Annotated in this window: 24 protein-coding genes; 17 read left to right on the forward strand and 7 right to left on the reverse strand. The window is 73.1% G+C overall.

Features of this window, described 5'->3' with window-relative positions:
• The first annotated feature begins 377 nt into the window (after nt 1–377).
• On the forward strand, nt 378–830 hold the full coding sequence (locus ACFV4G_RS24910; RefSeq protein WP_380443958.1) for a peptidoglycan-binding protein: 453 nt from the start codon (nt 378–380) through the stop codon (nt 828–830).
• A 55-nt stretch (nt 831–885) separates the two neighbouring features.
• On the opposite strand, the gene ACFV4G_RS24915 is transcribed toward ACFV4G_RS24910, so the two are convergent.
• Entirely contained in the window at nt 886–1,461 is a 576-nt protein-coding gene (locus ACFV4G_RS24915; protein ID WP_380443960.1) for an AAA family ATPase, read from the reverse strand.
• Between the two features lie 145 nt (nt 1,462–1,606).
• Nucleotides 1,607–2,569: a GlxA family transcriptional regulator gene (locus tag ACFV4G_RS24920; RefSeq protein WP_380443962.1), complete on the reverse strand. Its 963-nt coding sequence runs from the start codon at nt 2,567–2,569 to the stop codon at nt 1,607–1,609.
• A gap of 101 nt (nt 2,570–2,670) precedes the next feature.
• Between ACFV4G_RS24920 and ACFV4G_RS24925 the strand changes: the two genes are divergently transcribed.
• Genes ACFV4G_RS24925 through ACFV4G_RS24935 form a run of 3 tightly spaced genes read left to right on the forward strand, consistent with a single transcriptional unit; the run spans nt 2,671 to nt 4,277 of the window.
• Nucleotides 2,671–3,312: an HD domain-containing protein gene (locus ACFV4G_RS24925; RefSeq protein WP_380443964.1), complete on the forward strand. Its 642-nt coding sequence runs from the start codon at nt 2,671–2,673 to the stop codon at nt 3,310–3,312.
• A 58-nt stretch (nt 3,313–3,370) separates the two neighbouring features.
• On the forward strand, nt 3,371–3,886 hold the full coding sequence (locus tag ACFV4G_RS24930) for an Imm50 family immunity protein (RefSeq protein WP_380443966.1): 516 nt from the start codon (nt 3,371–3,373) through the stop codon (nt 3,884–3,886).
• A complete protein-coding gene (locus ACFV4G_RS24935; RefSeq protein WP_380443968.1) occupies nt 3,879–4,277 on the forward strand; it encodes an Imm50 family immunity protein in 399 nt (132 codons plus the stop codon). Before ACFV4G_RS24930 ends, ACFV4G_RS24935 begins: the two co-directional genes overlap by 8 nt.
• A 78-nt stretch (nt 4,278–4,355) precedes the next feature.
• Here the strand turns inward: ACFV4G_RS24935 and ACFV4G_RS24940 are convergent, their stop codons facing one another.
• On the reverse strand, nt 4,356–4,796 hold the full coding sequence (locus ACFV4G_RS24940) for an SRPBCC domain-containing protein (protein WP_380443970.1): 441 nt from the start codon (nt 4,794–4,796) through the stop codon (nt 4,356–4,358).
• A 261-nt stretch (nt 4,797–5,057) separates the two neighbouring features.
• Nucleotides 5,058–5,534 (reverse strand): MarR family winged helix-turn-helix transcriptional regulator, encoded by a 477-nt coding sequence (locus ACFV4G_RS24945; protein WP_380443972.1) that lies wholly within the window; start codon nt 5,532–5,534, stop codon nt 5,058–5,060.
• 42 nt (nt 5,535–5,576) lie between these two features.
• Between ACFV4G_RS24945 and ACFV4G_RS24950 the strand changes: the two genes are divergently transcribed.
• Entirely contained in the window at nt 5,577–6,479 is a 903-nt protein-coding gene (locus ACFV4G_RS24950; RefSeq protein WP_380443974.1) for an alpha/beta hydrolase, read from the forward strand.
• Between the two features lie 7 nt (nt 6,480–6,486).
• On the opposite strand, the gene ACFV4G_RS24955 is transcribed toward ACFV4G_RS24950, so the two are convergent.
• Nucleotides 6,487–7,761 carry an ROK family protein gene (locus ACFV4G_RS24955; protein WP_380443976.1) on the reverse strand — a complete coding sequence of 425 codons (1,275 nt, stop codon included), beginning with the start codon at nt 7,759–7,761 and terminating at the stop codon, nt 6,487–6,489.
• Between the two features lie 103 nt (nt 7,762–7,864).
• Here ACFV4G_RS24955 and ACFV4G_RS24960 point away from each other — a divergent pair, with 103 nt between their 5' ends.
• The 4 genes from ACFV4G_RS24960 to ACFV4G_RS24975 all read left to right on the forward strand — a co-directional run bounded on the left by ACFV4G_RS24960 (nt 7,865) and on the right by ACFV4G_RS24975 (nt 13,064).
• On the forward strand, nt 7,865–9,190 hold the full coding sequence (locus ACFV4G_RS24960) for an ABC transporter substrate-binding protein (protein WP_380443978.1): 1,326 nt from the start codon (nt 7,865–7,867) through the stop codon (nt 9,188–9,190).
• 78 nt (nt 9,191–9,268) lie between these two features.
• A complete protein-coding gene (locus ACFV4G_RS24965; protein WP_380443980.1) occupies nt 9,269–10,210 on the forward strand; it encodes a carbohydrate ABC transporter permease in 942 nt (313 codons plus the stop codon).
• A complete protein-coding gene (locus ACFV4G_RS24970; protein ID WP_380443982.1) occupies nt 10,207–11,064 on the forward strand; it encodes a carbohydrate ABC transporter permease in 858 nt (285 codons plus the stop codon). Before ACFV4G_RS24965 ends, ACFV4G_RS24970 begins: the two co-directional genes overlap by 4 nt.
• Before the next feature lie 11 nt (nt 11,065–11,075).
• Nucleotides 11,076–13,064, forward strand: a complete 1,989-nt coding sequence (locus ACFV4G_RS24975) for a hypothetical protein (protein ID WP_380443984.1) — start codon at nt 11,076–11,078, stop codon at nt 13,062–13,064.
• Nucleotides 13,065–13,285: 221 nt separating this feature from the next.
• On the opposite strand, the gene ACFV4G_RS24980 is transcribed toward ACFV4G_RS24975, so the two are convergent.
• Nucleotides 13,286–14,218, reverse strand: a complete 933-nt coding sequence (locus ACFV4G_RS24980; protein WP_380443986.1) for a LysR family transcriptional regulator — start codon at nt 14,216–14,218, stop codon at nt 13,286–13,288.
• Nucleotides 14,219–14,298: 80 nt separating this feature from the next.
• On the opposite strand from ACFV4G_RS24980, the gene ACFV4G_RS24985 reads away from it, so the two are divergent.
• The 5 genes from ACFV4G_RS24985 to ACFV4G_RS25005 all read left to right on the forward strand — a co-directional run bounded on the left by ACFV4G_RS24985 (nt 14,299) and on the right by ACFV4G_RS25005 (nt 18,868).
• Nucleotides 14,299–15,231: a DMT family transporter gene (locus ACFV4G_RS24985; protein WP_380443988.1), complete on the forward strand. Its 933-nt coding sequence runs from the start codon at nt 14,299–14,301 to the stop codon at nt 15,229–15,231.
• 351 nt (nt 15,232–15,582) lie between these two features.
• Nucleotides 15,583–15,948: a hypothetical protein gene (locus ACFV4G_RS24990; protein WP_380443990.1), complete on the forward strand. Its 366-nt coding sequence runs from the start codon at nt 15,583–15,585 to the stop codon at nt 15,946–15,948.
• Between the two features lie 354 nt (nt 15,949–16,302).
• Nucleotides 16,303–17,217 (forward strand): hypothetical protein, encoded by a 915-nt coding sequence (locus ACFV4G_RS24995; protein ID WP_380443992.1) that lies wholly within the window; start codon nt 16,303–16,305, stop codon nt 17,215–17,217.
• A 42-nt stretch (nt 17,218–17,259) separates the two neighbouring features.
• Nucleotides 17,260–18,267, forward strand: coding sequence for a TauD/TfdA family dioxygenase (locus ACFV4G_RS25000; RefSeq protein WP_380443994.1), 1,008 nt, complete (start codon nt 17,260–17,262; stop codon nt 18,265–18,267).
• 163 nt (nt 18,268–18,430) lie between these two features.
• On the forward strand, nt 18,431–18,868 hold the full coding sequence (locus tag ACFV4G_RS25005) for a cupin domain-containing protein (RefSeq protein WP_380443996.1): 438 nt from the start codon (nt 18,431–18,433) through the stop codon (nt 18,866–18,868).
• A 33-nt stretch (nt 18,869–18,901) separates the two neighbouring features.
• Here ACFV4G_RS25005 and ACFV4G_RS25010 read toward each other — a convergent pair whose 3' ends face one another.
• Nucleotides 18,902–20,062: a competence protein CoiA gene (locus ACFV4G_RS25010; RefSeq protein WP_380443998.1), complete on the reverse strand. Its 1,161-nt coding sequence runs from the start codon at nt 20,060–20,062 to the stop codon at nt 18,902–18,904.
• A gap of 259 nt (nt 20,063–20,321) precedes the next feature.
• Here ACFV4G_RS25010 and ACFV4G_RS25015 point away from each other — a divergent pair, with 259 nt between their 5' ends.
• The 3 genes from ACFV4G_RS25015 (at nt 20,322) to ACFV4G_RS25025 (ending at nt 24,971) form a co-directional block, all read left to right on the forward strand.
• A complete protein-coding gene (locus ACFV4G_RS25015) occupies nt 20,322–22,970 on the forward strand; it encodes an ATP-binding protein (protein WP_380444000.1) in 2,649 nt (882 codons plus the stop codon).
• Between the two features lie 561 nt (nt 22,971–23,531).
• Nucleotides 23,532–24,521, forward strand: a complete 990-nt coding sequence (locus tag ACFV4G_RS25020; RefSeq protein ID WP_380444002.1) for an aldo/keto reductase — start codon at nt 23,532–23,534, stop codon at nt 24,519–24,521.
• Nucleotides 24,522–24,644: 123 nt separating this feature from the next.
• Nucleotides 24,645–24,971, forward strand: a complete 327-nt coding sequence (locus tag ACFV4G_RS25025; RefSeq protein ID WP_380444004.1) for a hypothetical protein — start codon at nt 24,645–24,647, stop codon at nt 24,969–24,971.
• Nucleotides 24,972–25,118: the final 147 nt, after the last annotated feature.

Consider the following 25,118-nt stretch of genomic DNA (forward strand, 5'->3'; position numbering starts at 1 on the left):
TCGCGCGGGCGGGCGCCGCCGGCCGCGCGCCCGCGCTGGCCGCCTTGTCATATAGGCGTGGTCAAATCAGGTTAAAGGCCGATTCGTTGACAGTGCGCCCAAAAAGCAGTTCGCCGATCGCGAGGAGATGATGTCGGCGCCCTGTTATGCCGATTCACGGTGATGGATATGGTGAATGGAGCCAGGGGTGCGGAGGAGGCCACAGGTTCGCGTGTGCACCAAAGGGGTGCCGGGTTTCCACTGCCTTCACCTGCGGAGATGGCAGAATGACCCCTTCCGGAGAGGGTATCGAAATCTTCACAATCGGCACTGTCGATTCACAACTGATCGAGGGTAGCGTCGTCGTCGTTCCGATTCCTGAATTGGGGGAAACACGCATGGCATCGAACCGGACCGCGAAGGCACTGCTGGGAATCATCACCGCCGGCGCCATCGGTGTCGGTACCCTCGCCGGTGCAGCGACGGCCGCCGCCGCACCCGCGCAGCAGACCGTCACCCGGACCATCACCATCCAGGCCGTCAACAACCTCGGCCTCAGCACCAGTGAGGCCCAGAGCGTGCAGTGCTACGTCCGCGACGCGGGATTCGACCCCGGCGCGATCGACGGCCAGCTCGGCGGCGGCAGCTGGAGGGCCTGGCAGAGCCTCCTCAACGCCCGCGGATACAACGCCGGGTCCGTCGACGGCCAGGTCGGCCCCAACACCATCAGCGGCCTCCAGCGCTTCCTCGTCGCCTGGAGCTACGACACCGGCGGCATCGACGGCGACGCCGGGCCCAAGACCAGGGCCGCGTGGAAGGCCTTCGCCAACCGCTGGGGAACCTGGTGCTGACCAGCGACTGAGCGCGGGCCCGTCCCGGGAGCGATCCCGAGGCGGGCCCGCGCCGCTATGTCCCGTGCGTGGCGAACTCGACGATCCGGGCCGGCGGCGGCGTCCAGCCGCGCGAGGTGTCGACGACCAGGCAGGGCACATCGAGCGCGATCGGGACCCACGACGCGATCGGCCGCTGCCCCTCGGCGATGCGGCGCAGGAGCTCGGAGTCCGCATGGACCGCCCGTGAGGGCTCCTCGGCGGCCCGACGGGCGATGCGGGTGTGAGCGATCTCGGGATCGACGGTGCAGCGCACGACGCGGACGTCGGCCAGCGGCACGAGCGGCGTCAGACCCGGTCGCCACAGCTTGTCCTGGAAGGCGGCCTCCGCCACCAGGTTCGTCCCCGACCGCACGAGCTCGCCGATGCTGCGGAAGAACGTCTCGAACGTCCGCAGGTCGAGGTCGTCGGCGGGAGCGGCGCCGGCCGCGGCCATCCGCTCCTTGATCTCGTCACGGCACACCAGCGGCCACCCGAGCGCATCGGCCAAGGCATGCGCCAGCGTCGTCTTGCCCGCGCCCGGCGGGCCACTCACGACGACGAGCGCCGGGCGGCGCGGCGGCGTGCCGTCGGGGGTGACTGCGCTGCGCAAGGACGTGCCTTCCCGACCCGCTGCGAACGCGGGCCCACTCGCTGACGATCGCGACCTCGTCGAGGGTCTCACGGGGTCGTAGTTCAGCTCCAGGGCTGTCAACGGTGACGGCCACGAGGCCGCGACCCGTGACTGTCGGCCGCGCTCATGACGGCCCACCGCCGGTGCTGCCGAACCTGGCGCGGTACTCGCTCGGTGTGGTGCCCAGGTGGCGGGCGAAGGCGCGGCGGAGGGTCTCGTCGCTGCCGAAGCCGCTGTGGCGGGCGGCGTTGGTGATGGTGTGGCCGTCGAGGAGGAGTTGTTGTGCGCGGTCCAGGCGGACGCGTTCGACCCAGCGGGCGGGGGTGGTGTGGAGTTCGGTGTGGAAGAGCCGGGTGAGGTGGCGGGTGCTGACGGCGGCGGTGGCGGCCATCGCGGGGAGGCTGTGGTCGGCGGCCGGGTCGGCGAGGACGGCGTCGGTGAGGGCGCGCAGGAGGTCGCCGCGGGCGGGCGGAGTGGCCAGGGCGGTGGAGAACTGGCTCTGGCCGCCCGGGCGTTGGACGAAGACGACGAGTTCGCGGGCGATGTCCCGGGCGACCTGGGCGCCGTGGTCGTGTTCGACGAGGGCGAGGGCGAGGTCGATGCCCGCGCTGATGCCCGCGCTGGTGTGGAACCGGCCGTCGTGGACGTGGAGGGCGTCGGGTTCGACCCGGACCCGGGGGTGGCGTTGCGCGAGGGCGTGGGCGTGGCGCCAGTGGATGGTGGCGCGGCGGCCGTCGAGCAGACCGAGCGCGGCGAGCACGAAGGCGCCGCTGCACACCGAGGCGATCCGCTGCGCCCGCTCGGCGAGGGCCGTGGCCGTGGCGAGGAGGTGTTCGTCGGGGCCGTCGGTCGCGAGGTGGTCGGCTCCGGCGATCACGAGTGTCCCCAGGGGCCCGGCGAAGTCCGGGGCCGGGGTGGTGGTGAGGGCCACGCCGTTGGCGGTGGTCACGGTGTCGCCGTCGGGCGAGACGAGGGTGGTCGCGTAGGGGTGGCCAAAGCGGCCGGCCTGGTGGAACACCTCCATCGGGCCGCTGACGTCGAGCAGGGTGACCCCGTCGAACACGAGGAAGGCGACCTGCCGCGTCATGTCCGAATCCGAGGTGTGCGTGTCTGTACGGACATGGCGCCAGCCTACGCCCCCGGGCGAGTGTGGAGGAGTCCACGAGCGGACCACCGAAGGAGAGGGCCATGACGAACGAGACGGTCGCAGGAGTGCGCATCCCGGACAGCGCCCTGGCGCGCGAGGCGACGGAGCTGGTGCGCGAGGCGGCCTCGCCGCTGCTGTTCGACCACTCGCGCCGGGTGTTCGTGTTCGGGGCGCTGCGCGGTGCCGAGCAGGGCCTGGAGTTCGACCCGGAGCTGCTGTACGTGGGGGCGATGTTCCACGACCTGGGCCTCACCGACCGCTTCGCCCGCACCGACCGGCGGTTCGAGATCGACGGCGCGGACGAGGCCCGCCGCTTCCTGACGGCACACGGCGTGGCCGGCGAGCTCGCGCAGCGGGTCTGGACGGCCGTCGCCCTGCACACGACACCGGAGATCCCGCTGCACATGGCGCCGGAGATCGCCCTCGTCACCCGCGGGGTGGAACTGGACGTCCTCGGCATCGGTTACCACGCCTTGACCGACGAGCAGCGCGCCGCCGTGGTGGCCGCGCACCCGCGGCCCGACTTCAAGAACCGCATCCTCGCCGCGTTCACCGAGGGCATCAGGAACCGCCCCGGCACGACCTTCGGCAACGTGAAGGCGGACGTCCTGGCCCACTTCGTGCCGGGCTTCGAGCGCGGTGACTTCGTCGAGGTGATCAAGGGCTCGGACTGGGCCGAGTAGGACGCGCAGTATCATCCCAGGTCAAGACGGTGAACGAGGCATCCGGAGGGGCGGACCCATGTCGGCCGACGCATGGCCGGAGCTGCTGTTCGGCTCCGAGCAGTTGATCGCGCTGTACACCGGACTGCCGCCCCTGGAGGGCCTGGTGCTCCGGTCGGTGCAGCTGAATCCGCGCGGCGCCGGGGTGACCCTGCGGGTCGAGTTCCCGTGCTTTCCCGACCTCGCTCCGCAGGACTGGACGGACGGGGGCTGCGACCGGTTCGAGGCGCAGGTCGAGTTCACGGCGGTGGAGGAGGACCTGCGGATGCGGGGCCTGCCCGGCGGCACCGTGGTCGACGTCGAGCTGAGCCGCTACCTGCGGGACCGGGAGCGCCGGATGGCGGTCGGGGTGCGCGGGTCGGGGTTCTCGCTGGACTTCACCGCGCACGCCGCGCTCAAGGCGGGGCACCTCAACGCGTACTGCTCCGGCGGCGCCGAACCGTACGCGGCGAAGCGGTGGTTCGTGAGCCCGGTCGATCGACGCCTGTACGGCAGCGTGCTGCCGCCCACGACCGCGAAGGTGTTCTATGGGTGACGGCCACGACTGGTCGGCGGAGTTGGCGAACCCCGGGACGATCCGCGAGGTCCTCGGCGCACCGCCGCCCCTGCTGAGCGACTACGGCCTGGACTCCGTCCTCGTCGACGAGCGCGGCGCGTCCGTCACGTTGCGGTTCTCCGCGTTCGCCGTCCCGGCCGGCGCTGCGGACCTGTGGCGGGAACGCGGCCACAATGCGGTGGAGTTCGTGCTGGTGTGCCTCGGCGCGACGGACTTCGAGGTGGACGCGTGGTCGGGCTGGCCCACGACCCGCGCCACGCTCACGGGGAGGCGGGTCGTGCTCGGCGGGCGGGGCAAGCACGTGTCCTTCGCGGCGGCCGAGATCCGCGCCGAGCCGCCGGTCGGACGGCTCCGGAGCCGGTACGAGTGACGTGGGGGGGGGGGGGGGGGGGGGGGGGGGGGGCCCGCCCGCGCCCCCCCCCGCCCCGCCCCCCCACGACGCGGCCGTTCAATGCCAGTTGCTGATCCTGACGTCGCGCGGAGCGGGCGCGCCCGCACCGGTTTCGAGCTCGGCCTTGAGGCTCATCAGGAACGTGGCCCACTTGGTGCTGCAGTGGTACATGAACTCCACCGGCTCCCTCCAGTCCTCGTGCCGGAACAGCACGATGGTGTAGTCGTCCTCCGGCTTGAGGTCGAAGCGGATGCGGGTGCCGATCCACTCCTCGGGGCCGTCGATGACCTCCCAGAGGACCCGGCGGCCGGGCTCGGTCTCCAGGACCTTCATGTCGAAGCCGCCGGGGCCGAAGCGGAACCGGACCACGCCGCCGGGGCCGGCGTCGCCGTCGGTGTCCTCGGTCCACCAGCTCGCCAGTCCGTCGACCGTGGTCAGGGCCGTGAAGACGGCCTCCGGGGACGCCGTGACACCGATCCGGTGCAGGATGTCCGCCATGGCGGGTACCTCTCTCTCGTATGCGGTTCTCGTGCGGGCTCAGCTCTCCTGGCTGCGCTGGATCGCCTCGGCGATCCGCTTGATGCGCTGCAGGCGGGCGTCCCAGGCGGCGCCGACCGACGACAGCTGGGCTACGGCGCGGGCGAGTTGGGCCTCGTCGACCTGGTAGCGGCGCTCGCGTCCGGAGGGCGTGTCGTGGACGAGCCCGACCCGGCCGAGGACGCCGAGGTGCTTGGCGACGGCCTGCCCGGTGCGCAGTGGTCAGCCCGTGGGCATGCCGATCTGCCGGCGTTCGAGCGCCGAGCGCAGCGTCGCGAGCGCCTGCGCGGCGGCCGTCACCGACGCGTCGTCGAGCGTGTCGCCGATCAGCTCGGCGAGCCCCGCCGTGAACGTCCGCTCGGCCGCGTCGACGAGCTGCGCCCCGTCCTCGGTCAGTGCGAGCAGGGAGGAGCGGCGGTCGGAGGGGTTCGGTCGCCGGGCGACCCAGCCCTGCTTCTCCAGGCGGTCGACGCCCTTGCTGGTCGCCCCGATGCCGACGGCGAACCCGGTGGCGAGGTCCGCCACGCGGGCTCCGGGGTGGTCGCGCAGGTACCGCAGGAACTCGAATTGCGAGGTCACGATGCCGTGCCGGGCGCGGAGCCGGTCGTTGAGCGCGTTGTAGAGCCGCGTCTCGCACCGGACCAGATCGGCGAAGAACTCCGGCAGATCCATCGGCTCGCCCCTCGATTTAGATTCCACGGCATATAGTGTAGCGGCAGGTACTTTCGAGGGGAGCCCATCATGAGCAGGGAACAGCGTGCGCGGATCGACGCGATGCTGCGGCAGCCGCGTCCGGAGAGTCCCCGGACGGTCGAGGAGATCCGGGCCGGATTCGAGGCGCTGATGGCCGGGATGATCGTGCCCGGCACCATCCGCACCACGGAGACGGCGCTCGGCGGCCGGCCCGCCCTCAGGGTCGAGCCGGACGGTGCGCCGCGCGCCGGGACGATCCTGTACTTCCACGGCGGCGGCTGGGTGTACGGCTCGCCCCGGACGGCGCTGTCGCTGACCGGCAACCTCGTGGCCAGGAGCGGCGTCGGAGCGTACTCGCTGGACTACCGGCTCGCCCCGGAACACCCGTTCCCGGCCGCGATCGAGGACACGCTGAGCGCCTACCGGGACCTCCTCGACCGCGGCGAGGACCCGTCGTCGATCGTGTTCGCCGGCGACTCCGCGGGCGGCGGACTCGCCGTCACCGCCTGCCTCGCCGCCCGGGACGCGGGCCTGCCGCTGCCCGCCGCCGTCCTGGCGCTGTCGCCGGGCGTCGACGCGACCCGTACCGGCGACAGCATGGTCACCAAGGAGGACGCCGACCCGATCTTCACCCGCGCGGACCTCGACCGCACCGGTGCCATGTACCTCGCCGGGGCCGACCCGCACCAGCCGCTGCTCAGCCCGGCCGTCTGCGCCGACCTGACGGGCTTCCCGCCGATGCTCGTCCAGGTGGGCGCCAACGAGCTCCTGCTGGACGACTCCACGCGCCTGGCCGCGCGCGCCGCGGCGGCCGGCGTGGACGTCGTCCTGGACGTCACCGCCGACGCGCCGCACGTGTTCCAGGCCTTCGCCGGGGTCCTGGACGAGGCGGACGAGGCACTGGACCGCGCGGCATTCTTCCTCACCCAGCGCCTGCGGAAGGCGAACTGACCAACCGTCAGCCTGTGGTCATCACCCGCGTCGGGTCGCGGTAGACCGCGTCGAGCGCGAGCAGCGCGGCGCCGCGGGTCGTGGCGGTCAGGCCGGTGCGGGAGAGGACGATCTCGCAGCCGCCGGCGTTCGGGGCCATCACGAGGTCGTGGACCTGCTCGGTGACGCCGGGGAGGAGGTGTTCGCCGAAGAAGGCGAAATGGCCGCCGAGGACGACGAGCCGGGGGTTGAGGATGTCGACGAGGAGGGCGATCCCGGGGGCCAGGGCGTCGGCGATGCGGTGGAGGGCGTCGAGCGTGCGGGGGTCCCCGGCCCGGGCGCGGGCGCGCAGTTCGGCGAGGCGGCGCTCGACGTCGATCATCGGGTCCCACACCATGTCGCCGGGGTCGGCGGCGTGGCGCAGGAGGGCGTCGCGGCCGACGGCCGTCTCCCAGCAGCCGCGCCGGCCGCAGGCGCAGGGCTGCTCGGAGGGGACCAGCCGCAGGTGGCCGACCTCGCCCGCGTAGCCGCCGGTGCCGCGCAGGAGCTGGCCGCCGGCGATGATGCCGACGCCGACGCCGGTCTGGCCGGTGACGTGCACGAGGTCGCGGACGCCGGCGGCGGAGGCCGGGACGTACTCGGCGAGGGCGCCGAGCTTGGCGTCGTTCTCCAGGTGCAGTTCGGGGGTGGTCGGGCCGAGGCGCCGGCGCAGGCCGTCGAGCGCCCGGACGCCGCTCCAGCCGATGTTGGAGGCGTACGTGACGGTGCCGGTGGCGAGGTCGACGGTGCCCGGGGTGGCGAGGGTGACGCCGACGACGCGGCCGCCGGCGCGGCGCAGGCGGTCGGCGCCGCGCGCGATCAGCCGGGCGGCGGTGTCGAGGACGGCGTCGGGGCCCGCGGCGCGGACGTCGAAGGGGACCCGCTTCTCGGCGGTGACCTCGCCCTTGAGGTTGACGGCGAGGAGGCTGACGTAGTCGACGTCGATCTCGGCGCCGATGCCGTGGACGCCGGTGCCGTCGATCTCGACGCTCTGGCCCGGGCGGCCGACGGTGGTGCGGTCGCGCTCGGTCCCGCCCTCGCGGATGAGGCCGCCCTCCAGGAGTTCGGCCGTCAGGTTGGAGACCGTCGCCTTCGGCAGGCCGATGTCGTCGGCGATCCGGGTGCGGGTGCGGGGGCCGTCGTCGCGAAGGAGGCGCAGCACGAGCCCGAGGTTGGCGCGGCGGGAGGAGGAGCGGTCGCGGGCGACGGCCGGTCCGGCCATCGCCAGGTTCCGGACGCCGTCGCCGTCGTGTGCGGCTCCCATCGCTCGCTCCTTCTCCCTTGACTTCGGCCCGAGTTGGTTCAAACAATAACCGAACGAATTCGCAGTGCCCAGGTTCCCTCAGTACCTCACCGAGGAGGCGCACGTGAAGCCAAGTCCCGTCACCACCACGCTCGTTGCCGCGCTGGCCGCCGTCACCGCGTCGACCCTGCTGGCCGGCTGCTCCTCCGGATCGTCCGGCGGCGCGCCGGGATCGGCGGCCGCGGGCGGCACGGTCGAGCTGGAGTTCTGGGGCTGGGCCCCGGGCTACGACCAGGCGGTCGCGAAGTTCAACGCGTCCCACCCGAACGTGCGGGTGACGTTCGGCAAGACCGCGTCCGGCTCCAAGGGCGGGTACACGAAGATGCTCACGGCGGCCAAGGCGGGCAACGCGCCGTGCCTGGCCCAGGTCGGGTACGAGACCCTGCCGAGCTTCGCCGCCGCGGGCGCCCTCACCGACATCTCCAGGTACACCGGGGACGCCAAGTCCCAGTTCGCCGAGTGGACGTGGAAGCAGGTGACGATCGGCGGGCAGACCTACGGGATCCCCGTCGACACCGCGCCGATGGCGCTGTTCTACCGCAAGGACCTGTTCGCCGAGTACGGCATCACGACGCCCCCGGTCACGTGGGACGAGTACGCGGCCGACGCCGCCAAGGTGCACGCCGCCGACCCGACCGTCTACCTCGGCGACTTCGGCAACGACGCCTACAACTACGCCGGTCTCGCCTGGCAGGCGGGCGCCAAGTGGTTCGGCACCGGGAACGACCAGTGGCAGGTGAGCCTCGACAGCGCCGCCAACAAGAAGGTGGCCGGCTACTGGCAGGACCTGCTCGACCGGAAGCTCCTGAAGGCGGACCCGAGTTACGACCCGTCGCTGTACGCGGACCTGACGGACGGCAAGATCCTGTCCGACGTCAACGCGGTGTGGAACGCTCCCACGCTGGCGGCGAGCGTCAAGAGCGGCGCCGGTCAGTGGGCGGTGGCGCCGATGCCCGTGTGGGACGCCGCCAACCCCGCCTACGGCAACGACGGCGGCTCGGCCACCGCCGTCCTCAAGGGCTGCGCCCACCCCAAGGAGGCGGCCGAGTTCGCCACCTGGATGAGCACCGACCCCGGCAGCGTGGGCGACCTGATCACGGTCACGGGCATCTACCCGGCCGCGACCTCCGGGCTCGCCAACCCCGCACTCGGCAAGCCCGATCCGTTCTTCGGCGGACAGGTGATCTTCGACGTGTTCCGGGCCGCGAGCGCGCACATCGCCACCGACTGGCAGTGGGGGCCCACCATGACCCAGACCTCCACCGACCTCGGCGACGGGCTCGGCAGGGCGGGCACCGGCGGCGCGACCCTGCCCGGCGTGCTCGCGGACGTGCAGGGCAGGACGGTGGCCGGCCTGAAGCAGCAGGGCCTCGCCGTCGCCGGCGGCTGACCACCCGTCGACCCGGCCCCGCGCCACCCCCACGGGCGCGGGCCCGTCATGGTCACTCCCCGAGGAGGCAGCACGCCCATGAAGACCGTCCACGCCGGGCGGACAGCAGCGCGGAAGTCCCAGCGGGGCTCCGGAGGCCCCCGTCGCCACGGCCGGACGGCGGCGCTGTTCCTGGCCCCCTTCCTGCTGCTGTTCACCGCCCTCTACCTCGCGCCCATCGGCTACACCGTCCACCAGAGCCTCTTCCGGATGCACCGCTCCGGGCTCGGCCTCACCGCCCCCACCCAGGTGTTCGCCGGCCTCGGCAACTACGCGACGGCGCTGGGCGATCCGGCGTTCCGCGGCTCGCTGCTGCGGGTGCTGCTGATCGGCGTCGTGCAGGTGCCGGTGATGCTGCTGCTGGCCCTGGCGCTCGCGCTGCTCCTGGACGCCCGGTCGACCCCCTTCAAGCGGTTCTTCCGGCTGGCCTTCTTCCTGCCGTACGCGCTGCCGGGGGTGGTCGGCGCGATCATGTGGTCCTACCTGGTGGCCCCCGGGCTCAGCCCGATCACCGCCGCGGGCGACCACCTCGGCCTGCACCTCGATCTGACGTCCGACGGCATGCTGGGCCCCACCATCGGCAACATGCTCACGTGGGGCTGGACCGGCTACAACATGCTGATCCTCCACTCCGCCCTCCAGTCCATCCCGCCGGAGATCGGCGAGGCCGCCCTGATGGACGGCTGCTCGGCCCTCGGCGTCGCGTGGCGCATCAAGGTGCCGATGATCCGGCCGGCGCTCGTGCTGACCACGGTGTTCTCCATCATCGGCACCGCCCAGCTCTACAACGAGCCGGCGATCCTGCACACCGTGGCGCCGAACCTGAGCAGCACCTACACGCCCATCTACGCCGCCCACAACGCCGTGGACGCCGACAACTTCAACCTCGCGGCCACCGAGTCCGTCGTCCTCGCGGTGCTCGCGTTCGCGCTCTCCTTCGGCTTCCTCAAGCTCGTCCAGCGCCGGGGGGTCGCGCGGTGACCACCACCCCCGGGCGTCAACCCGCCTCCCGCTGGATCGTGTTGGGCGTGCTGCTCCTCGCCTCGGTGTACTTCCTCGCACCGGTGTGGTGGTTGCTCGTCGCCTCGACGAAGACCAGCAGCGGGCTGTTCTCCGGAAACGGCTTCTGGTTCGGCGACTTCGCGCTCCTCGACAACCTGGACCAGGTGTTCACCCGGCAGGGCGGCATCTACTGGGAGTGGCTCGGCAACAGCGCCCTCTACGCCGTCGGCGGCGCGGGCGTCAGCACGCTGATCTCCGCCATGGCGGGCTACGCGCTGGCCAAATACCGCTTCCGCGGGCGGGAGTTGACGTTCAACGGCGTGCTCGCCGCCGTGCTCGTCCCGCAGCCGCTGCTGGCCGTGCCGCTGTACCTGCTGTTCTCCCGACTGCACCTGGTCAACAGCTACTGGGCGGTGCTGCTGCCCAGCATGGTCAGCCCGTTCGGGGTCTACCTCGCGCGCATCTACGCCGCCGCTTCCGTACCGGACGAGCTCATCGAGGCCGGGCGGATCGACGGCGCCGGCGAACTGCGGATCTTCGCCACCATCGCGCTGCGCGTGATGTCGCCCGCGCTCGTGACGGTGTTCCTGTTCCAGTTCGTCGCCATCTGGACCAACTACCTGCTCCCTGTGCTGATGCTGGCCGACGACCACCTCCAGCCGGTCACCGTCGGCGTCGTCGGGTGGCAGTCCCAGCGGGCGATCGGGCCCGGGGCGCCGCCGCTGAACGTCGTCGTCACGGCGGCCATGGTGTCGGCGATCCCGCTGGTCGTCCTGTTCCTGTCCCTGCAGCGATTCTGGCGCGCCGGCCTCACCGCCGGCAGCACCAAGTGAGGAGGCCCGCCGTGCCCGCCAGGTACCACCTGCGGTTCCAGCTCCACGCTGCGTCCGACGTCGCCGAACTGGTCGAGTTCTGCCGGGAGTCGGGGGTCGACGAGGTCGTCCTGCTGCTCGGGGCCGAGGAGTTCCACGCCGGGCACCCGTCCGGTGCCGCCGAGGACCGGCTGTACGAGACCGCCCGAAGCGCCTCGGAGGCGCTCCGGGCGGCCGGGCTCGACGTCAGCCTCAACCCCTGGGTGACGGCCGGGCACGCCGACCGTGGGCGCGTCGGCCGGCTGGGCTTCGCCCCGATGGTCGGCCCGACCGGGACGGTCGCCACCGCCCAGGCCTCCTTCGCCTGCCCGCGCTTCCGCTCGTGGATCACCGCCCACTACGGCCGGTTCGCCGAGCTCGTACCCCGGGTGCTGTGGCTGGAGGACGACTTCCGCTACCACAACCACGCGCCGCTGGGGTGGGGTGGCGGATTCGAGCCGCTGATGCTCGACCGGCTGGCGGAGGCGGTGGGGGAGACGGTGACCCGGGAGCAGGCCGTCGCCGCGGTGACGGCCCCCGGCGATCCCCACCCCTGGCGTGTGCAGCTTCAACGGGTCTGGCGAGAAGCGCAGTTGGAAGTGGCCGAGGCGATCGCGAAGGCCGTCGCCGAACGGTCGGACGGGCGGACGCAGCTCGGGCTGATGAGCTCCGAGCCCGGAGTCCACTCCGTCGAGGGACGCGACTGGCCGGCCCTGTTCGACGCGCTCGCCATCCACGGACGCGTCTCCCACCGGCCGCACTTCGCCCGCTACTCCGACGCGCCGGGGCGCGAACTGAGCTTCTCCGTCTGGATGCTGGAGGTGCAGCGGGCACAGCGGCCCGCACACGTGCGCAGCGAACCGGAGGTCGAGAACTGGCCGCACACCGCGTGGTCGAAGTCCGACGCCCAGACGTGGTCCGAGCTCGTCGCCGCCCAACTCGCGGGCTCGGACGCGCTGTTCCTCAACGTCCACCCGATGCAGTCCGGCCGGGCCGGGCGCTTCCCGCGCGTGGCCGAGTTGCTGCGCAGGTCGCGGCCGGCGCTCGACCGCGTGGCGTCGAAGGGGGACACCGTCGGTGTGGCGCTGCCGGTGCGGCAGGACGCGGCCGCCCACGTGCGGACCGTCCGCGGCGGGGACCTCGCCGACCTGGCCGTCGACCCCGGCCCGGCGGCGGACTTCCTGCTGCGGTACGGCGTCCCCGTGACGGCCGGGGACGCGCCGGTGCGGGTGCTGTTCGGGCAGGTGGCGTGGGCGTACGGCGACGCGGAGCTCCGGCGGATGCTCGGCGGGGGACTGCTGCTGGACGGCACGGCGGCGCGCATCCTCGACGAGCGGGGGTTAGGGAAGCTGCTCGGCGTGACGGTCGAGGAGGTGGTGGGGAGGGAGTCGGCGTCCGCGCCGGGCCCGTACGCGCTGGAGCGCCACGGCGACGTGTTCCTGAGCGTCAACGGCCAGCCCGCACTCGCCCGGCTCCGGCCCGCGGCGGACACCGAGACCTGGACGGAGATCCTGACCCCGGACCTACGGGTGTGGGGCCCGGGCCGGTGCGTCCACACCAATGAACTCGGCGGCCGGATCTGCGTCTTGGCCGCGACGGCGGTGGACCTGCTGCCGTACGACGACGACGGGCAGCAACTGCTGCACGAGATGGTCCGGTACCTGGAGGGCGAGGACCCGGCCCTGCCGCTGGTGACCGGCGGCCCCCACCTGATCCCCCACCTTTCCCGCACCCCCGACGGTCTGCGCCTCGCCGTGGCCAACGGCAGTGCCGACCCGGCGCACGTCCGCATCCACCTGCCCGGCACCCCCACCGGAGCGGAGGCGACGCTGCTCCGCCCGTTGGCTGCCCCGGAGCCCGTCCCGGCGGTCGTGACCGACGGCCTCGTCGAGTTCGGCGCACCGCTGCCGCACCGCGGCTGGCTTCTGGTCGAGTGGCCCCGAAGCCGGCGTTCGGCGGCGTCGGCGCGGGCGCGCCGGTAGGCGGCTCCTGCGGCGTCCGCCCGGTGCCCGGCCTCGCCCGGCGCACCGCGACCCGCGTCCCGCCGGAGTGGTGCCGCCGATCGGTCGCCGGAGCGGTTGCGCGGGGAATCAGCGGATGCTGGCCCAGTCGACTTCCGGTTCTTCGACCGTGTCGATCACCGGGGACTTCTCCTCCGGGGTCCCGCCGTAGCGCCATCGACCGTCGATATGAACATTGAGAATCACTGATCACCTGTACCGTCAGGGAGCCGCGGCCTCGTGGCCCGGATCGTATCGGCGGCCCGGTGCAGCTCGGCGAGGACCGTCCGGACGGCCTTGCGCGCGGTGCGCTCGGGCCGGTGAAGCACGTCGACGTGCCGTCGGGCCTGGACTCCGCTCAGCGGCCGGAGGACGACGTCGGGGTGCGGGCGGGCGGTCCAGCGCGGCATCAGGGCCAGCCCGCCGCCGGCGGCCACCACCTCGGCGACCACCGCGAATTCGTTGATGCGGTGGACGATGTCGAGCCGGCGGTTCGCGACGCTGGCGATGGCCTCGATGGTGGCCATCAGCGGGAAGCCGTCGTGGACCGTGATCCACGGCTGGTCGGCCACGTCCTGCGGTGAGAGTCGCGGCCGGGAGGCCAGCGGGTGGCCGGCCGGCAGGGCGACGTCGAGGGGCTCGCGCAGCAAGGTGTGGGCGATCACGGTGCGCGGCCAGGGCGGGGCGTGGTCGAGGCGGTGAGCGAGCACGAGGTCGTGGTCACGGGTGAGGGCGGGGAAGCGGTCCTGGGCGACGTCCTCGTCGGACAGCGCCAGACGAGGGTGACCGGCGCCGGCGAGGCCGCGTAGCAGGAGCGGGAAGAACGCCGACCCGGCGCTGTGGAACGCCGCCACCGAGACCTCGCCGTCCGGTTGTTCCACGAAGTCGGTGACGGTGTGGCGCGCCCTGGCCAGAGCGCTCTCCACCTCGATGGCCGCCGCCGCCAGGGCCCGCCCGGCGTCCGTCAGCACCACCCGGCGCCCGGCGCGTTCGGTGAGCGGGACGGGGATCGAACGCTGCAGCAGCCTCAGCTGTTGCGAGATGGCCGACGGCGTCACGTGCAGCGCCTCGGCGACCGCGGTGACGCTCCCCAGCTCTCCCAGTTCCCGCAGGACCCGCAGCTGTCTCTCATCCACGCCGACAGTGTAGGGCTGCTACAGGTTCGTTGAAGAAGTTGGTGGTGGCCTTCAATTCCCTGGTCGGGCAGCGTAGGGGCATGCCCATTGCCCGCCGCACCGATGCGGTACTCCTCCTCGTCGCACTCGTCTGGGGCTCCAGCTATCTGGCGGCCAAGACGGCCACCGCCGCGCTCCCGGTCCTGGTGGTGCTGTTCGCCCGGTACGCGATCTCCGCGCTCGCGTGCGGCGCCCTGGTCGCCTTCGGCCGCCGGGGGCGGCGCTTCACCCGCGACGAGGTGCGCACCGGGTCCGTCCTGGGCGTCACCCAGGCGGCCGTCCTCGTGCTGGAGACCTACGGGGTGGCGCACACCAGCGCCGCCAATGCCGGACTGATCATCAGCCTGACCATCGTGCTCACCCCGCTGATGGACCGCAGTGCGGGCCGCCGCCTGCCCGCGACGTTCTTCCTCGCCGCCGGCCTGTGCGTCCTGGCCGTCGGGCTGCTGAGCTCCAGCACCGGACTGCACGTGCCGCGACTCGGGGACGCCCTGATGCTCGCCGCCGCGGTCGTCCGGGCCGGGCACGTCGCGCTCGTCGGACGGCTGACCGCCGGTCGGCCCGTGGACCCGCTCCGCCTGACGAGCGTCCAGACCGTCGTCGGTTCGGCCCTGTTCCTGCCGGCGGCCTTCGGCCACCTGCCCGACCTGGCCCACGGCAGTGTCACCACCTGGACCCAGCTGGTCTACCTCGCCCTGTTCTGCAGCGTGTTCGCCTTCCTCGCCCAGACGCAGGCGGTGCAGCGCACCTCCGCCAGCCGGGCGAGCCTGCTGCTGGGAACCGAACCGATCTGGGCCGTCGCCATCGGGTTCGGCCTCGGCGGCGAACGGCTCACCCTCTGGGCCGCCCTCGGCGCCGTGCTGATGATCGCCGGGACCTACTGGGGACAGGCCATCGAACGCACCCACCGCGCCGCGGCCCAGACCGTGAAGGAGGACCCGGCGCGCCGGGCGACGACACCTGTCAGCGCCTGATCGCCCCGTTCGGCACCACCGGGACCCCGTACCGGCTCATCGACCACTGACCGGACGGCACCACGGAGCCGGTCAGCGCCCGGCGCGGGCACCCGTCTCCCCGGCGGCGAAGCGGGGGCCGGTGCGCGGCCGGGCACGAAAGCCTGTGGATCCGTGGCTCGTTGCCGTGATCGAGTTCCGGTAGGGCATCCGTTCCGGAGGAAATTCGGTGGCCGGTCTGCCCGTGGCGTGGCAGGGTGGCGGCCATGACGTCGATCCGAAGGGGCGATGCCGCGTAAGTCGCCCGGCGCCGTGCGCGCCCAGACGCGGTGGATCCGGGCCCGGTCCCGAGAGTTCAGTCAGGTTCGAGACTTGCGACGAGGCGCCCAGGGCGCTGTCAGGCGCCTTGAGGCCCAAAGGTTCCGGCCCGGCTTCCTGAGCGATGCGCTCGGCCGGTACGAGCAATTCCTGCGCCGGCCTGGCCGATGGCTCTACGTGGTGCTGGAGGATTGCGAGTGCCACGACGTGTTCGGGAGCCGGGACGATCTGCAGGCCATGCTCGATGCACTGCCGTCGGCCGCACGCCGTGAACTGAGCCGGATCGTGGCCAGGCTCGACGCGGAGTTCGAGCGTCGTACCCTGCCGGATCCGTACGCGTCCTCATGGTTGACTCACCATCGGTCGCCGAGCCTCCCCTGGTGGCGCCGGCGGTTGACCGTTTGGTGGCACGAGACCTGACTCGTACGGCGGGGTTCACGGAACCGACGACTCCGGCGGCAGGGCGGTCAGGGGCCGCCTCGGATGAGGCCGCAGGCGCGCCGGATGCCGCCGGCCGCGCTCTGCCGGTCGGGGTTTCGGGTGGCGTGTTCCTGGCAAAGTACTTCAACCATGGGCTTATCACCGGTCGCCGGGCATCCCGCTGTCGCCGTCTTCCGCGAACCCCGAGCCGGACGGCCAGTTCCGGTGCTGGGCCCGCGAGTTGACGCCGAGGCGGGGCGGACCGCGCGCGTGCTGGCCGGGGTGGCGACCCACGGCCGGCCTGTCGAGCGGGCCCTCGCGCTACGGCAGGCCACCGCGGCTGCAAATGAGTTGGTGGCCGCGCTGTCGGCTCTGGGCCCGGTGCCGGCCGGTGAGGACCTCCCGGCGGAGTCGACCAGTCAGTCCTACTTCCGGGTCCGCGAGGTCGAGCTGTCGGATCAGCAGGCCGCCCTGCACGGCACCCTGGTCGTCCACCGCGGCCTGGAAGACCTGTGCGACGCTCCGCTGTCGGGAGCCGACCTGGCGCTGGAACTCGCGGGCATGCGGCAGTCGGTGCTCGACCTCACCGGCGCAGCACCGGGCGACGACCCCGAATCCGTCCCGCCGATCGCCGCTCCCGAGCCCGGTGCGGGGCCGTCGTTGGAGAGCGCGTGGAGCGCCCGGTGGCTCATCGGGCATCAGGTCCACGTCCTGTTCAACGTCTGCGCCGCGGTCGCCGTGGCCGATGCAGCACGCCAACTGCGGGACGGCGACGGCGATGGCGCGCTGCTGCGCCTCGCGGATGCGACGGTGTACGTGCGCGGCTTCCCGGCGGCCATGAACCACGCGAGTACGATCCCGGCCGACTACTACATGGCGGCGATACGCCGGACCATGGCGCCTCCGTCGACGGACGTCCCGTTGAGCGGGCGCCAGCACCGCGGCTACAAGCTGTTCCGGGCGGCGATGAAGGATCTGCTCGCGCTGGTGCCCGACTCCTACGGGCAGCTCGTGGCCCGCGCCCCCGAGCTGGCCGAGGCGCGGGGCGCCCTCCTGGAGGCCGACATCGTCGACGCCGAACGGCACGTCACCCTCGCGTACTCGATGGTCCATCTGCGGCGCTCCATCGCTCAGCGGCCCGAAGGCCCCGACAACGCCGTCGCCGAACTACGGCTCATGCGCCATCGCCGCGCGGCCCAGTACGCCCCCCTGATCCGGTTCGGGGACCACTACATCGCCGGCGCCGTGGCCGACCTGCGCCACTCCTGAACCCGCGCCGTCCGCCGTCCGCACCCCCGGCAGGAGACCCTGATGCCCGAGACGACGCCCGGCACCGTCCAACCCGCTGCGGCGGCCGACTGGGAGCTGGATCCGGCCGATGCCGACGCGTGCGAGCGGCTGGCCCGCACCGTGTGCACCAGCGGGAACGACCAGGTCGACAGCCCCGAGTGGGTGGAACGGGCCCGGGACGCCTGGGAGGACCTCCCGCTACCACTGCGCCGCGCGGTGCGCCGGTTCCGAAGGCACTCCGGCCCGCAGGGCACCTTGGTGATCGGCGGCCTGCCCGTCGACCGGGCGGCCCTGCCGGCGACGCCGGCCGTACCCGGCTCGGTCCAGCGCCGGGCGACCGTGCCGGCCGCGGTGCTCACGATGGTGGCCTGCGGGCTCGGCGAGCCGCTCGCCTACCTGGCCGAGAAGTCCGGCGCCCTCGTGCAGGACGTCGTGCCCGTGCCCGGACAGGAGACCTTCCACGGAAACGCCGGTTCGGTGCCGCTGTCCTTCCACACCGAGAACGGCTTCCACCCCCACCCGCCCGACTACGTGGTCTTCCTGTGCCTGCGCGCCGACCACGACCGGATCGCCGGCATGCGCGTCGCCGGCCTCCGCGAGGCGCTGCCGCTGCTCACCCCGGCCGGCCGCCGGGCCCTGTTCGCACCGGAGTTCATCACCACGCCACCACCCTCCTTCGGCCCCGACACCGCCGGGGGCACGCCCGATGCCGAACCCCGACCGGTGCTGTCCGGAGCAGCCGAGGATCCCGACATCCGCATGGCCCAACTCGTCACCACCCCGCTCACCCCTCGGGCCGCCGCGGCGCTGGCCGAATTCGGGCGCGCCTGCGAGGCCAGCGCCCGCACCCTGCGCCTGACACCCGGCGACCTGGTCGTCATCGACAACCGCGTCACCGTCCACGGCCGCACCGCCTTCCGGCCTCGCTACGACGGAGCGGACCGCTGGCTGCAACGGACCTACGTCACCACCGACTTGCGGCGCTCCCGCGACCACCGCCCCCACGACGGCCACGTACTCACCCGCTGACCGGGGGGTGCAAGGGGTTTTCGCCGACCGGCGGCCTCGCAGGCTGTCAAGGCGCCGAGATCGGTCAGCCGTGATCGCGATCCGGTCACCGGTGGATGATCTCCGCTCGGCGGCCTCGGCGGCCTCGTAGCGTCGCGGCTTCGGAACAAATGCTGGAGGGTTCATGACAACCATCGATTCCCTGCCCGCGTCACCCGTCGAGCAGCGGACCAGCGATGCACTCGTGGTCCTGCCGACCCCGGCGGCGGTGACGGCCCCGCAGGGAGGCCGTGCGGAACGCGGCATCACCCGGGAACGCGTGGGCTCGCGCGGGCTCTGCCTGAGCCGCCTGGTGATTCCGCCGCTGACGACGGAGCAGGCGCACCTCCACGCGGACCACGAGACCGCGATCTACGTCGTCAGCGGGGAGATCGAAGTCCGGCACGGCGAGCGGCTGGCGGAGGTCACCGTCGCGGGTCCGGGCGACTTCGTCTACATCCCGCCCAGCGTGCCCCACCAGCCGATCAACCGCAGTCGGACCCAGGAGGTCGTCGTCCTGGCCGCGCGCACCGACCCGCACGACGTCGAGAGCCTGGTGCTGCTGCCCGGCGCGCCGGACTGACCTCGCACCAACCACCCGCCGGGCGTGTGGACGTCAGTGCCAGGCCGCCAGGTCGACGACGCGGGTGAGGGCGGGTGCGTGTTCGACGGTCCGTCGGCGCTCCGCGTCGCCGACGGTGAGGATGACCAGGCCGGCGAGCGCGCTCCAGTCGGCGTGGCCGGCCGAGGGGAGCAGCACGGCGTAGGGGTGGCCGGAGACGTGGATGGGCAGGCCGCCCGCCCAGCGGTCGTCGGTGATCTGTTCGTGGGCGAGCCGGGCGGGTCGTCCGCTGTCCTCCTCCGTCCATCGGGCGGCTGCGGCTTCCAGCCGCCATCTGCGTCCGAGTGGCATGGCGGTCCGCCAGTCCTTCCCCACCACCTGGCCGGCGTGCCGTTCGCGCCGGCGCTGCTGGTCTCGTTCCTTGCGCTTGGTCCGGTGGCGCTGGTCGGCGTCGGCGTGCGCGGCCGCCTGCTCGACGTAGCGCGGCGCGGTCCACAGCACCCGGTGGTCGTCCTCGCCGGCGGGCACCCGGTGGGGGATGACGCGGCGGCCGAGGACCCAGGCGACGAAGTCGTCCAGCGGGGCGGTGACGGTCTTCCATTCGCCGTGGCCGTGCGGGCATCGGCACTTCTTCCGGCACGGGGTGACGGTGAACCGGCTCAGTCCGGTGCCCGCGGTCCACTGGTCGGCGGCGCCGGGCCGGGGCGTCGAGACGACGATGGACGGGACGGCGCCGACCCACGTTCGGGCGGACAGCGTCACCCAGCAGGCATCGATGCCGTCGGCGGCGTACCGGTCGGTGCGCTCGCGGACCTCGCCGCGGGTGATCGGGGAGAGCTGCGCCTCCCACGCCATGCGGTGGGCGCCGTCGGGGGAGGAGACCATGACGTCCGCCCGCCACGTGCCGTCCGGAGCGCGGACTTCGAGGTCGGCGTACCAGCCGGCGGCCCGTGCGGCGTGTGCGAGCTGCAGCTTCACGAGGTGGTGCTCCATGCTCTCCTGTGCCAGCGCGCAGGTGGGTGCTCCGCGGTCGTGGGCGAAGAACCGCAGCCCGGTCGGCGAGACCTTCGCGTGGAGACCGTGTCCGCACTCCGGGCACGCGAGCGGCACGCGCGGTCTCGCGCGGTGTACCGCGGTCCACGCCCACCCGCAGCCGAGGTCGTCCCGCGTCGCGTCCAGTCGGCCCCGATCTCCGTGCACCGCGGTGAACGCCACGGAGCCCTCCCCTCTCCCTGCAGCCCGTGCCCCCGTGCTGCCGCCCCGGCGTCAGTCCTTCCCGGCCCGCCGGGCGTTCATGACCGCGCCTTCGTGATCGCACGATTGTGCCAGGCGGCGAGACCGGTGGGTTCCGGCTCGGATACAGCAGGGGAGGACCGGAAGCGCACCCTCAAAGGCCCGGGCCGGCTTCTACGCCCGCACCTCCCGTTCGTCCGTCCGCCGCTGCGGCCGCGCGCTGCGCCCACACCGGGGGACCATGGAGCTGCGGAGGTGCTCGGCCGGTGAGGCGGTGAGTTCGGCGGCGGTGGGTTCGGCGGAGGCGGTGGGTTCGGCGGTGGCGGTGGGTTCGGCGGTGGATTCTTCGGCGGCGGTGGGTTCGGCGGTGACCGGGAAGCTGCGGGTGTACCTGGGAGCGGCGCCGGGGGTCGGGAAGACCTACGCCATGCTCGCCGAGGGCCGCCGGCTGCGCGACGGCGGGCTGGACGTGGTGGTCGGCCTCGTCGAGACCTACGGCCGCCGGGGGACGGAGGAGCAACTGGCCGACCTGCCGGTGGTCCCGCGCCGCCGCGTGCCGTACCGGGGGATCGAGCTGACCGAGCTCGACCTCGACGCCCTGCTCGCCCGCCGGCCCGCGCTCGCGCTGGTGGACGAGCTGGCGCACACGAACGTCCCGGGCAGCCGCAACCCCAAGCGCTGGCAGGACGTGCAGGATCTCCTGGACGCCGGGATCGACGTGGCGACGACGCTGAACATCCAGCACCTGGAGAGCCTGAACGACGTGGTCGAGCAGATCACCGGCATCGTCCAGCGGGAGAAGATCCCGGACGAGGTCGTCCGGGCCGCCGACCGGATCGAGCTGGTGGACCTCAGCCCCGAGGCACTGCGCACCCGGATGGCGCAGGGCGACGTCTACGCGGCCGACCAGGTCGACGTGGCGCTGGACAACTACTTCCGGGCCGGGAACCTCGGCGCGCTGCGCGAGCTGGCGCTGCTCTGGCTGGCCGACCGGGTGGAGGAGGAGCTCGCCGACTACCGGGCCCGGCACGGCATCCGGGCGCCGTGGGAGACCAAGGAGCGCATCGTGGTGGCGCTGAACGGTGCGCCGCAGGGCGAGCACCTGATCCGGCGGGGCGCGCGGACGGCCACCCGGGTGCACGGTGTCCTGATCGGCGTGCACGTCCGCGCGGACGACGGGACCCTCCAGCGGGAGCCGCCCGCCCTGGCGGGCCAACGGGTGCTGCTGCGCGAGCTGCACGGCACCTATGTCGAGATCACCGGCGACGACGTGGCGGGAGCCCTGGTCGACTTCGCCCGGACGGAGAGCGCCACCCAGATCCTGCTCGGGCCGACCAGCCGCTCGCGGCTGCGGGAGCTGGTCAGCGGTTCGGTGATCAACCGGGTGATCCGGCTGGCCGGTCCGATCGACGTCCGGGTGCTGCCGCCGCCCGGGCCGGACCTGCTGGCGCTGCCGCGCGGGCCGCGGCCACGCCGGCCCGCCTTCGTCACCGCCCGGCGGCGCCGGTTCGGGTGGCTGCTCGGACCGCTCGGTGCGGTGGCGGTGGCGAGCGCGCTGTCGCCGCTCCGGGTCTCGCTCGGCCCGTCCGGTGCGCTGCTGTGCCTGCTGCTGGTGGTGGCCGGGGTCGCCCGTCTGGGAGGGCTCGCACCGGCTGCGGCCACCACCGTGGCCTCGGCGCTGGCGGCGGACTGGTTCTTCACGACGCCCTGGCACAGCCTGGTGGTCGAGCGGGCGGCTGATGCCGGGGTCCTGGCGGTGTTCCTGGTGGTCGCCGGGATCATCAGCCACCTGATCGACGGGCTGGCCCGCCGCTCCCAGCAGGCGACCCGCGCCCGCGCGGAGGCGCAGGCGCTCGCCCGGCTGGCGGGGGAGTCGGTGCAGGACGGGGAACGCGCGCTGCCCGAGCTGCTGGAGGGGCTGCGGCTGGCGTTCGGCCTGTTCGCGGCGGGCATCCTGGCACGCGACGGCACGGGCTGGCGCCCGGACGCGACCGCCGGCGGGCCGCTGCCGGGTCGGCCGCAGGACGCGGCGTTCGCGGCCGAGCTGGACCCGGACACCGTCCTGGTGCTGGCCGGCCCGACCCTGAGCGAGGAGAACACCCGCCTGCTCGGCCCCTTCGTGACCCAGCTGCGCCTGCTCCGGGAGCTGCAGCGGGTGACCGCGCAAGCGGCGTCGGCACAGGCGATCGCCCGCACCGACGCCCTGCACACCACTCTGCTGGAGGCCGTGGCCCACGACCTGCGTGAGCCGCTGGCGGGGATCAAGGCGTCGGCGTCGAGCCTGTGCTCCGACGACGTCGACTGGCCGCCGGAGGACGTCCGCCGCTTCTCGGCGATCATCGACGCCGAGGCGGACCGGTTGAACCGCATGGTCGCCAACCTGCTCGACCTGAGCCGCCTGCAGGCCGGTCGGGTGCCGGTGACCCTCTGGCCGACCGACGTGGCGGACGTCCTGGTCGCCGCGGTCGGCAGCCTCCCGCTCGCGGGTGCCCCGGTGGTCCTCGACCTCCCGGAGGGCCTGCCGCCGGTGGAGGCCGACGCGGGCCTGCTGGAGCGGGCGCTGGCGAACGTCCTGGCCAACGCCCAGACCTGGTCACCGTTCGGCACCCCGGTACGGGTGGACGCGGGCGCCGTGGCGGACCGGGTGGACGTGCGGGTGGTCGACCACGGCCCCGGCATCGGCGACCGGCAACGCGAGCACCTCTTCGAGCCGTTCCACCGCAGCCGCCGCGGCGCCGGCGGGCGGGTCGCCGGCGTCGGCCTCGGACTGACCGTCGCCAAGGGCTTCACCGAGGCGATGGGCGGCGAGCTGACCGTCGAGAGCACCCCGGGCGGCGGCACGACCTTCGTCTTCGGCCTCCGCCGGGCCGTCGCGGCGGGCCCCGGTTAGGCCATCGGGTACTGCCACCAGCCCTGACCGGTGGCGCCAAGGCCGCGTCAAGACGGCTGCCGTCCGCGTCAAGGATGCGCCAGGGCGGGCGGACGGACGTTCGACCGCACCTAGCGTGATCTGTGAGGAAACGGTTCGCCGCCCGGGCGTGGGGCCTGGCGGTGAACCGTTTGCCGACTCCCGACCCCCGGCGGGTTCCGCCGGAGGAGGTTCGGCGGCCAGTGTGAAAGACAGGGGGAGGGGCGCGCGGCGATGCCGGCGGGAACGCCGAGCGGTACGGCGGTCGTGGAGAACGCGGTCGCGTCGGAGACGAAGCGACATCCGTGCCGGGCTTGCTGCCTGCCACCGGCCGACGGGCAGCGCCGACGTCTGGCCCGCACCCCGACGTCTGGCCCGCACCCCGCCGTCTGGCCCGCACCCCGCCGTGCCGGTCCGCCTCCGGGCGGCCTCGGCGCCGTAGGGTCCTCTCCGAGGACACGGGGCCCGGCCGGTCGCCAGGACCGGGGCGTTCGGAAGCGCGTCGGGCCACGGGACGGACGAGACGAAGGGCTGGCACGTCACATGCAACAGCGCAGTCTGCGGGACCTCCAGGTGTCGGCCATCGGCCTCGGCTGCATGGGGATGTCCGCCTTCTACGGCACGGCCGACCAGGACGAGGGCGTCGCGACCATCCGGCGCGCCCTGGACCTCGGCATCACCTTCCTCGACACGGCGCAGGTCTACGGACCGCTCACCAACGAGTCCCTGGTCGGCGAGGCCGTCCGGGGGCACCGTGACGAGTACGTGATCGCCACGAAGTTCAACTACCGGATGGACAAAGCGGTTCCGGGCGACATGTCGACGGTGGGCCGCCAGGACGGCTCGGCCGAGCACGTCCGCGGCTCCGTCCACGGCTCGCTCGAACGGCTCGGCACCGACCGCATCGACCTGTACTACCAGCACCGGGTCGACCCGACCGTGCCCATCGAGGAGACCGTCGGCGCCCTCGGCGAACTGGTCGCCGAGGGCAAGGTGCGGTACATCGGGCTGAGCGAGGCGAGCGCGGAGACCATCCGCCGCGCCCACGCCGTCCACCCGGTCACCGCCGTCCAGAGCGAGTACTCGCTCTGGACGCGGGACGTGGAAGCCGAGGTGCTTCCCACCTGCCGGGAACTCGGAATCGGCTTCGTGCCGTACTCCCCGCTGGGCCGCGGCTTCCTCGCGGGCCGCTTCAGCTCCCCGGACGAGCTGGACCAGGGCGACTTCCGCCGCACCAACCCGCGTTTCACCGAGGCCAATCTGGCGGCCAACCTCCGGCTCGCGGACAAGGTGAAGGAGATCGCCGCGGAGAAGGGCATCACCCCGGCCCAGCTGGCGATCGCCTGGGTACTGGCCCGCGGCGAGCACCTCGTGCCGATCCCGGGCACCAAGCGCCGCACCTACCTGGAGCAGAACGCGGGTGCGGTCGACGTCGAGCTGACCGACGGGGACCTCGCCCGCATCGACGCCGAGTTGCCCGAGGTGGCGGGCGAACGCTACGACGAGGACGGGATGCGGGCGGTGAACCGCTGAACGGCCGAGCGACCGTCCTGGTTCACGCGTTCAGCCGGTTTTGCGACGCTCTGCAGCGGGGACTTCGGAGAGGCTCGGGGGACGGCCGTCCTCTCCGAGACCCCTGAAAGAGTGGAGATTCTCATGCCGGTTCGTCGCATGGCCGGAGCGTGGGTTTCGGCAGCAGTGCTGGGGACGACGCTGTCCCTGGCGTCGGCAACACCGGCGAACGCCGCCCAAGGCACGTTCACCTACGTTCTGCGCAACGGGACCGTCCACACGCTCTCCGACCCGAAGTCGGGCGTGTGCCACAACCTGCTGCTGGACGAAGCGGTGGCCGAGGAGAACGCCACCGACAGATACGCGGTGCTGTACACCGAGCGCGACTGCGTGGCCGGCGGCACCCTGGTGGCACCCGGCCACGAGAAGGAACTCCCGTTCCGTAGCGTCCTCTTCTCCTCGGCCCCGTGATGAGGCCCAGCACGGATTCCCCGGCCTGAACCGTCGTGGGCCCGGGGGGGGTGGGGGGCTCTGTGGCGGGCCACCTCGTCGCTGCTGGACCCGGCGGCGTCGCTGCTGCTGCTGGACGCGGCGCACGCGGCCCGGCAGGCCGACGAC

Origin of the sequence: Kitasatospora sp. NPDC059747 (assembly GCF_042732955.1) — a bacterium.
Taxonomy (GTDB): domain Bacteria; phylum Actinomycetota; class Actinomycetes; order Streptomycetales; family Streptomycetaceae; genus Kitasatospora.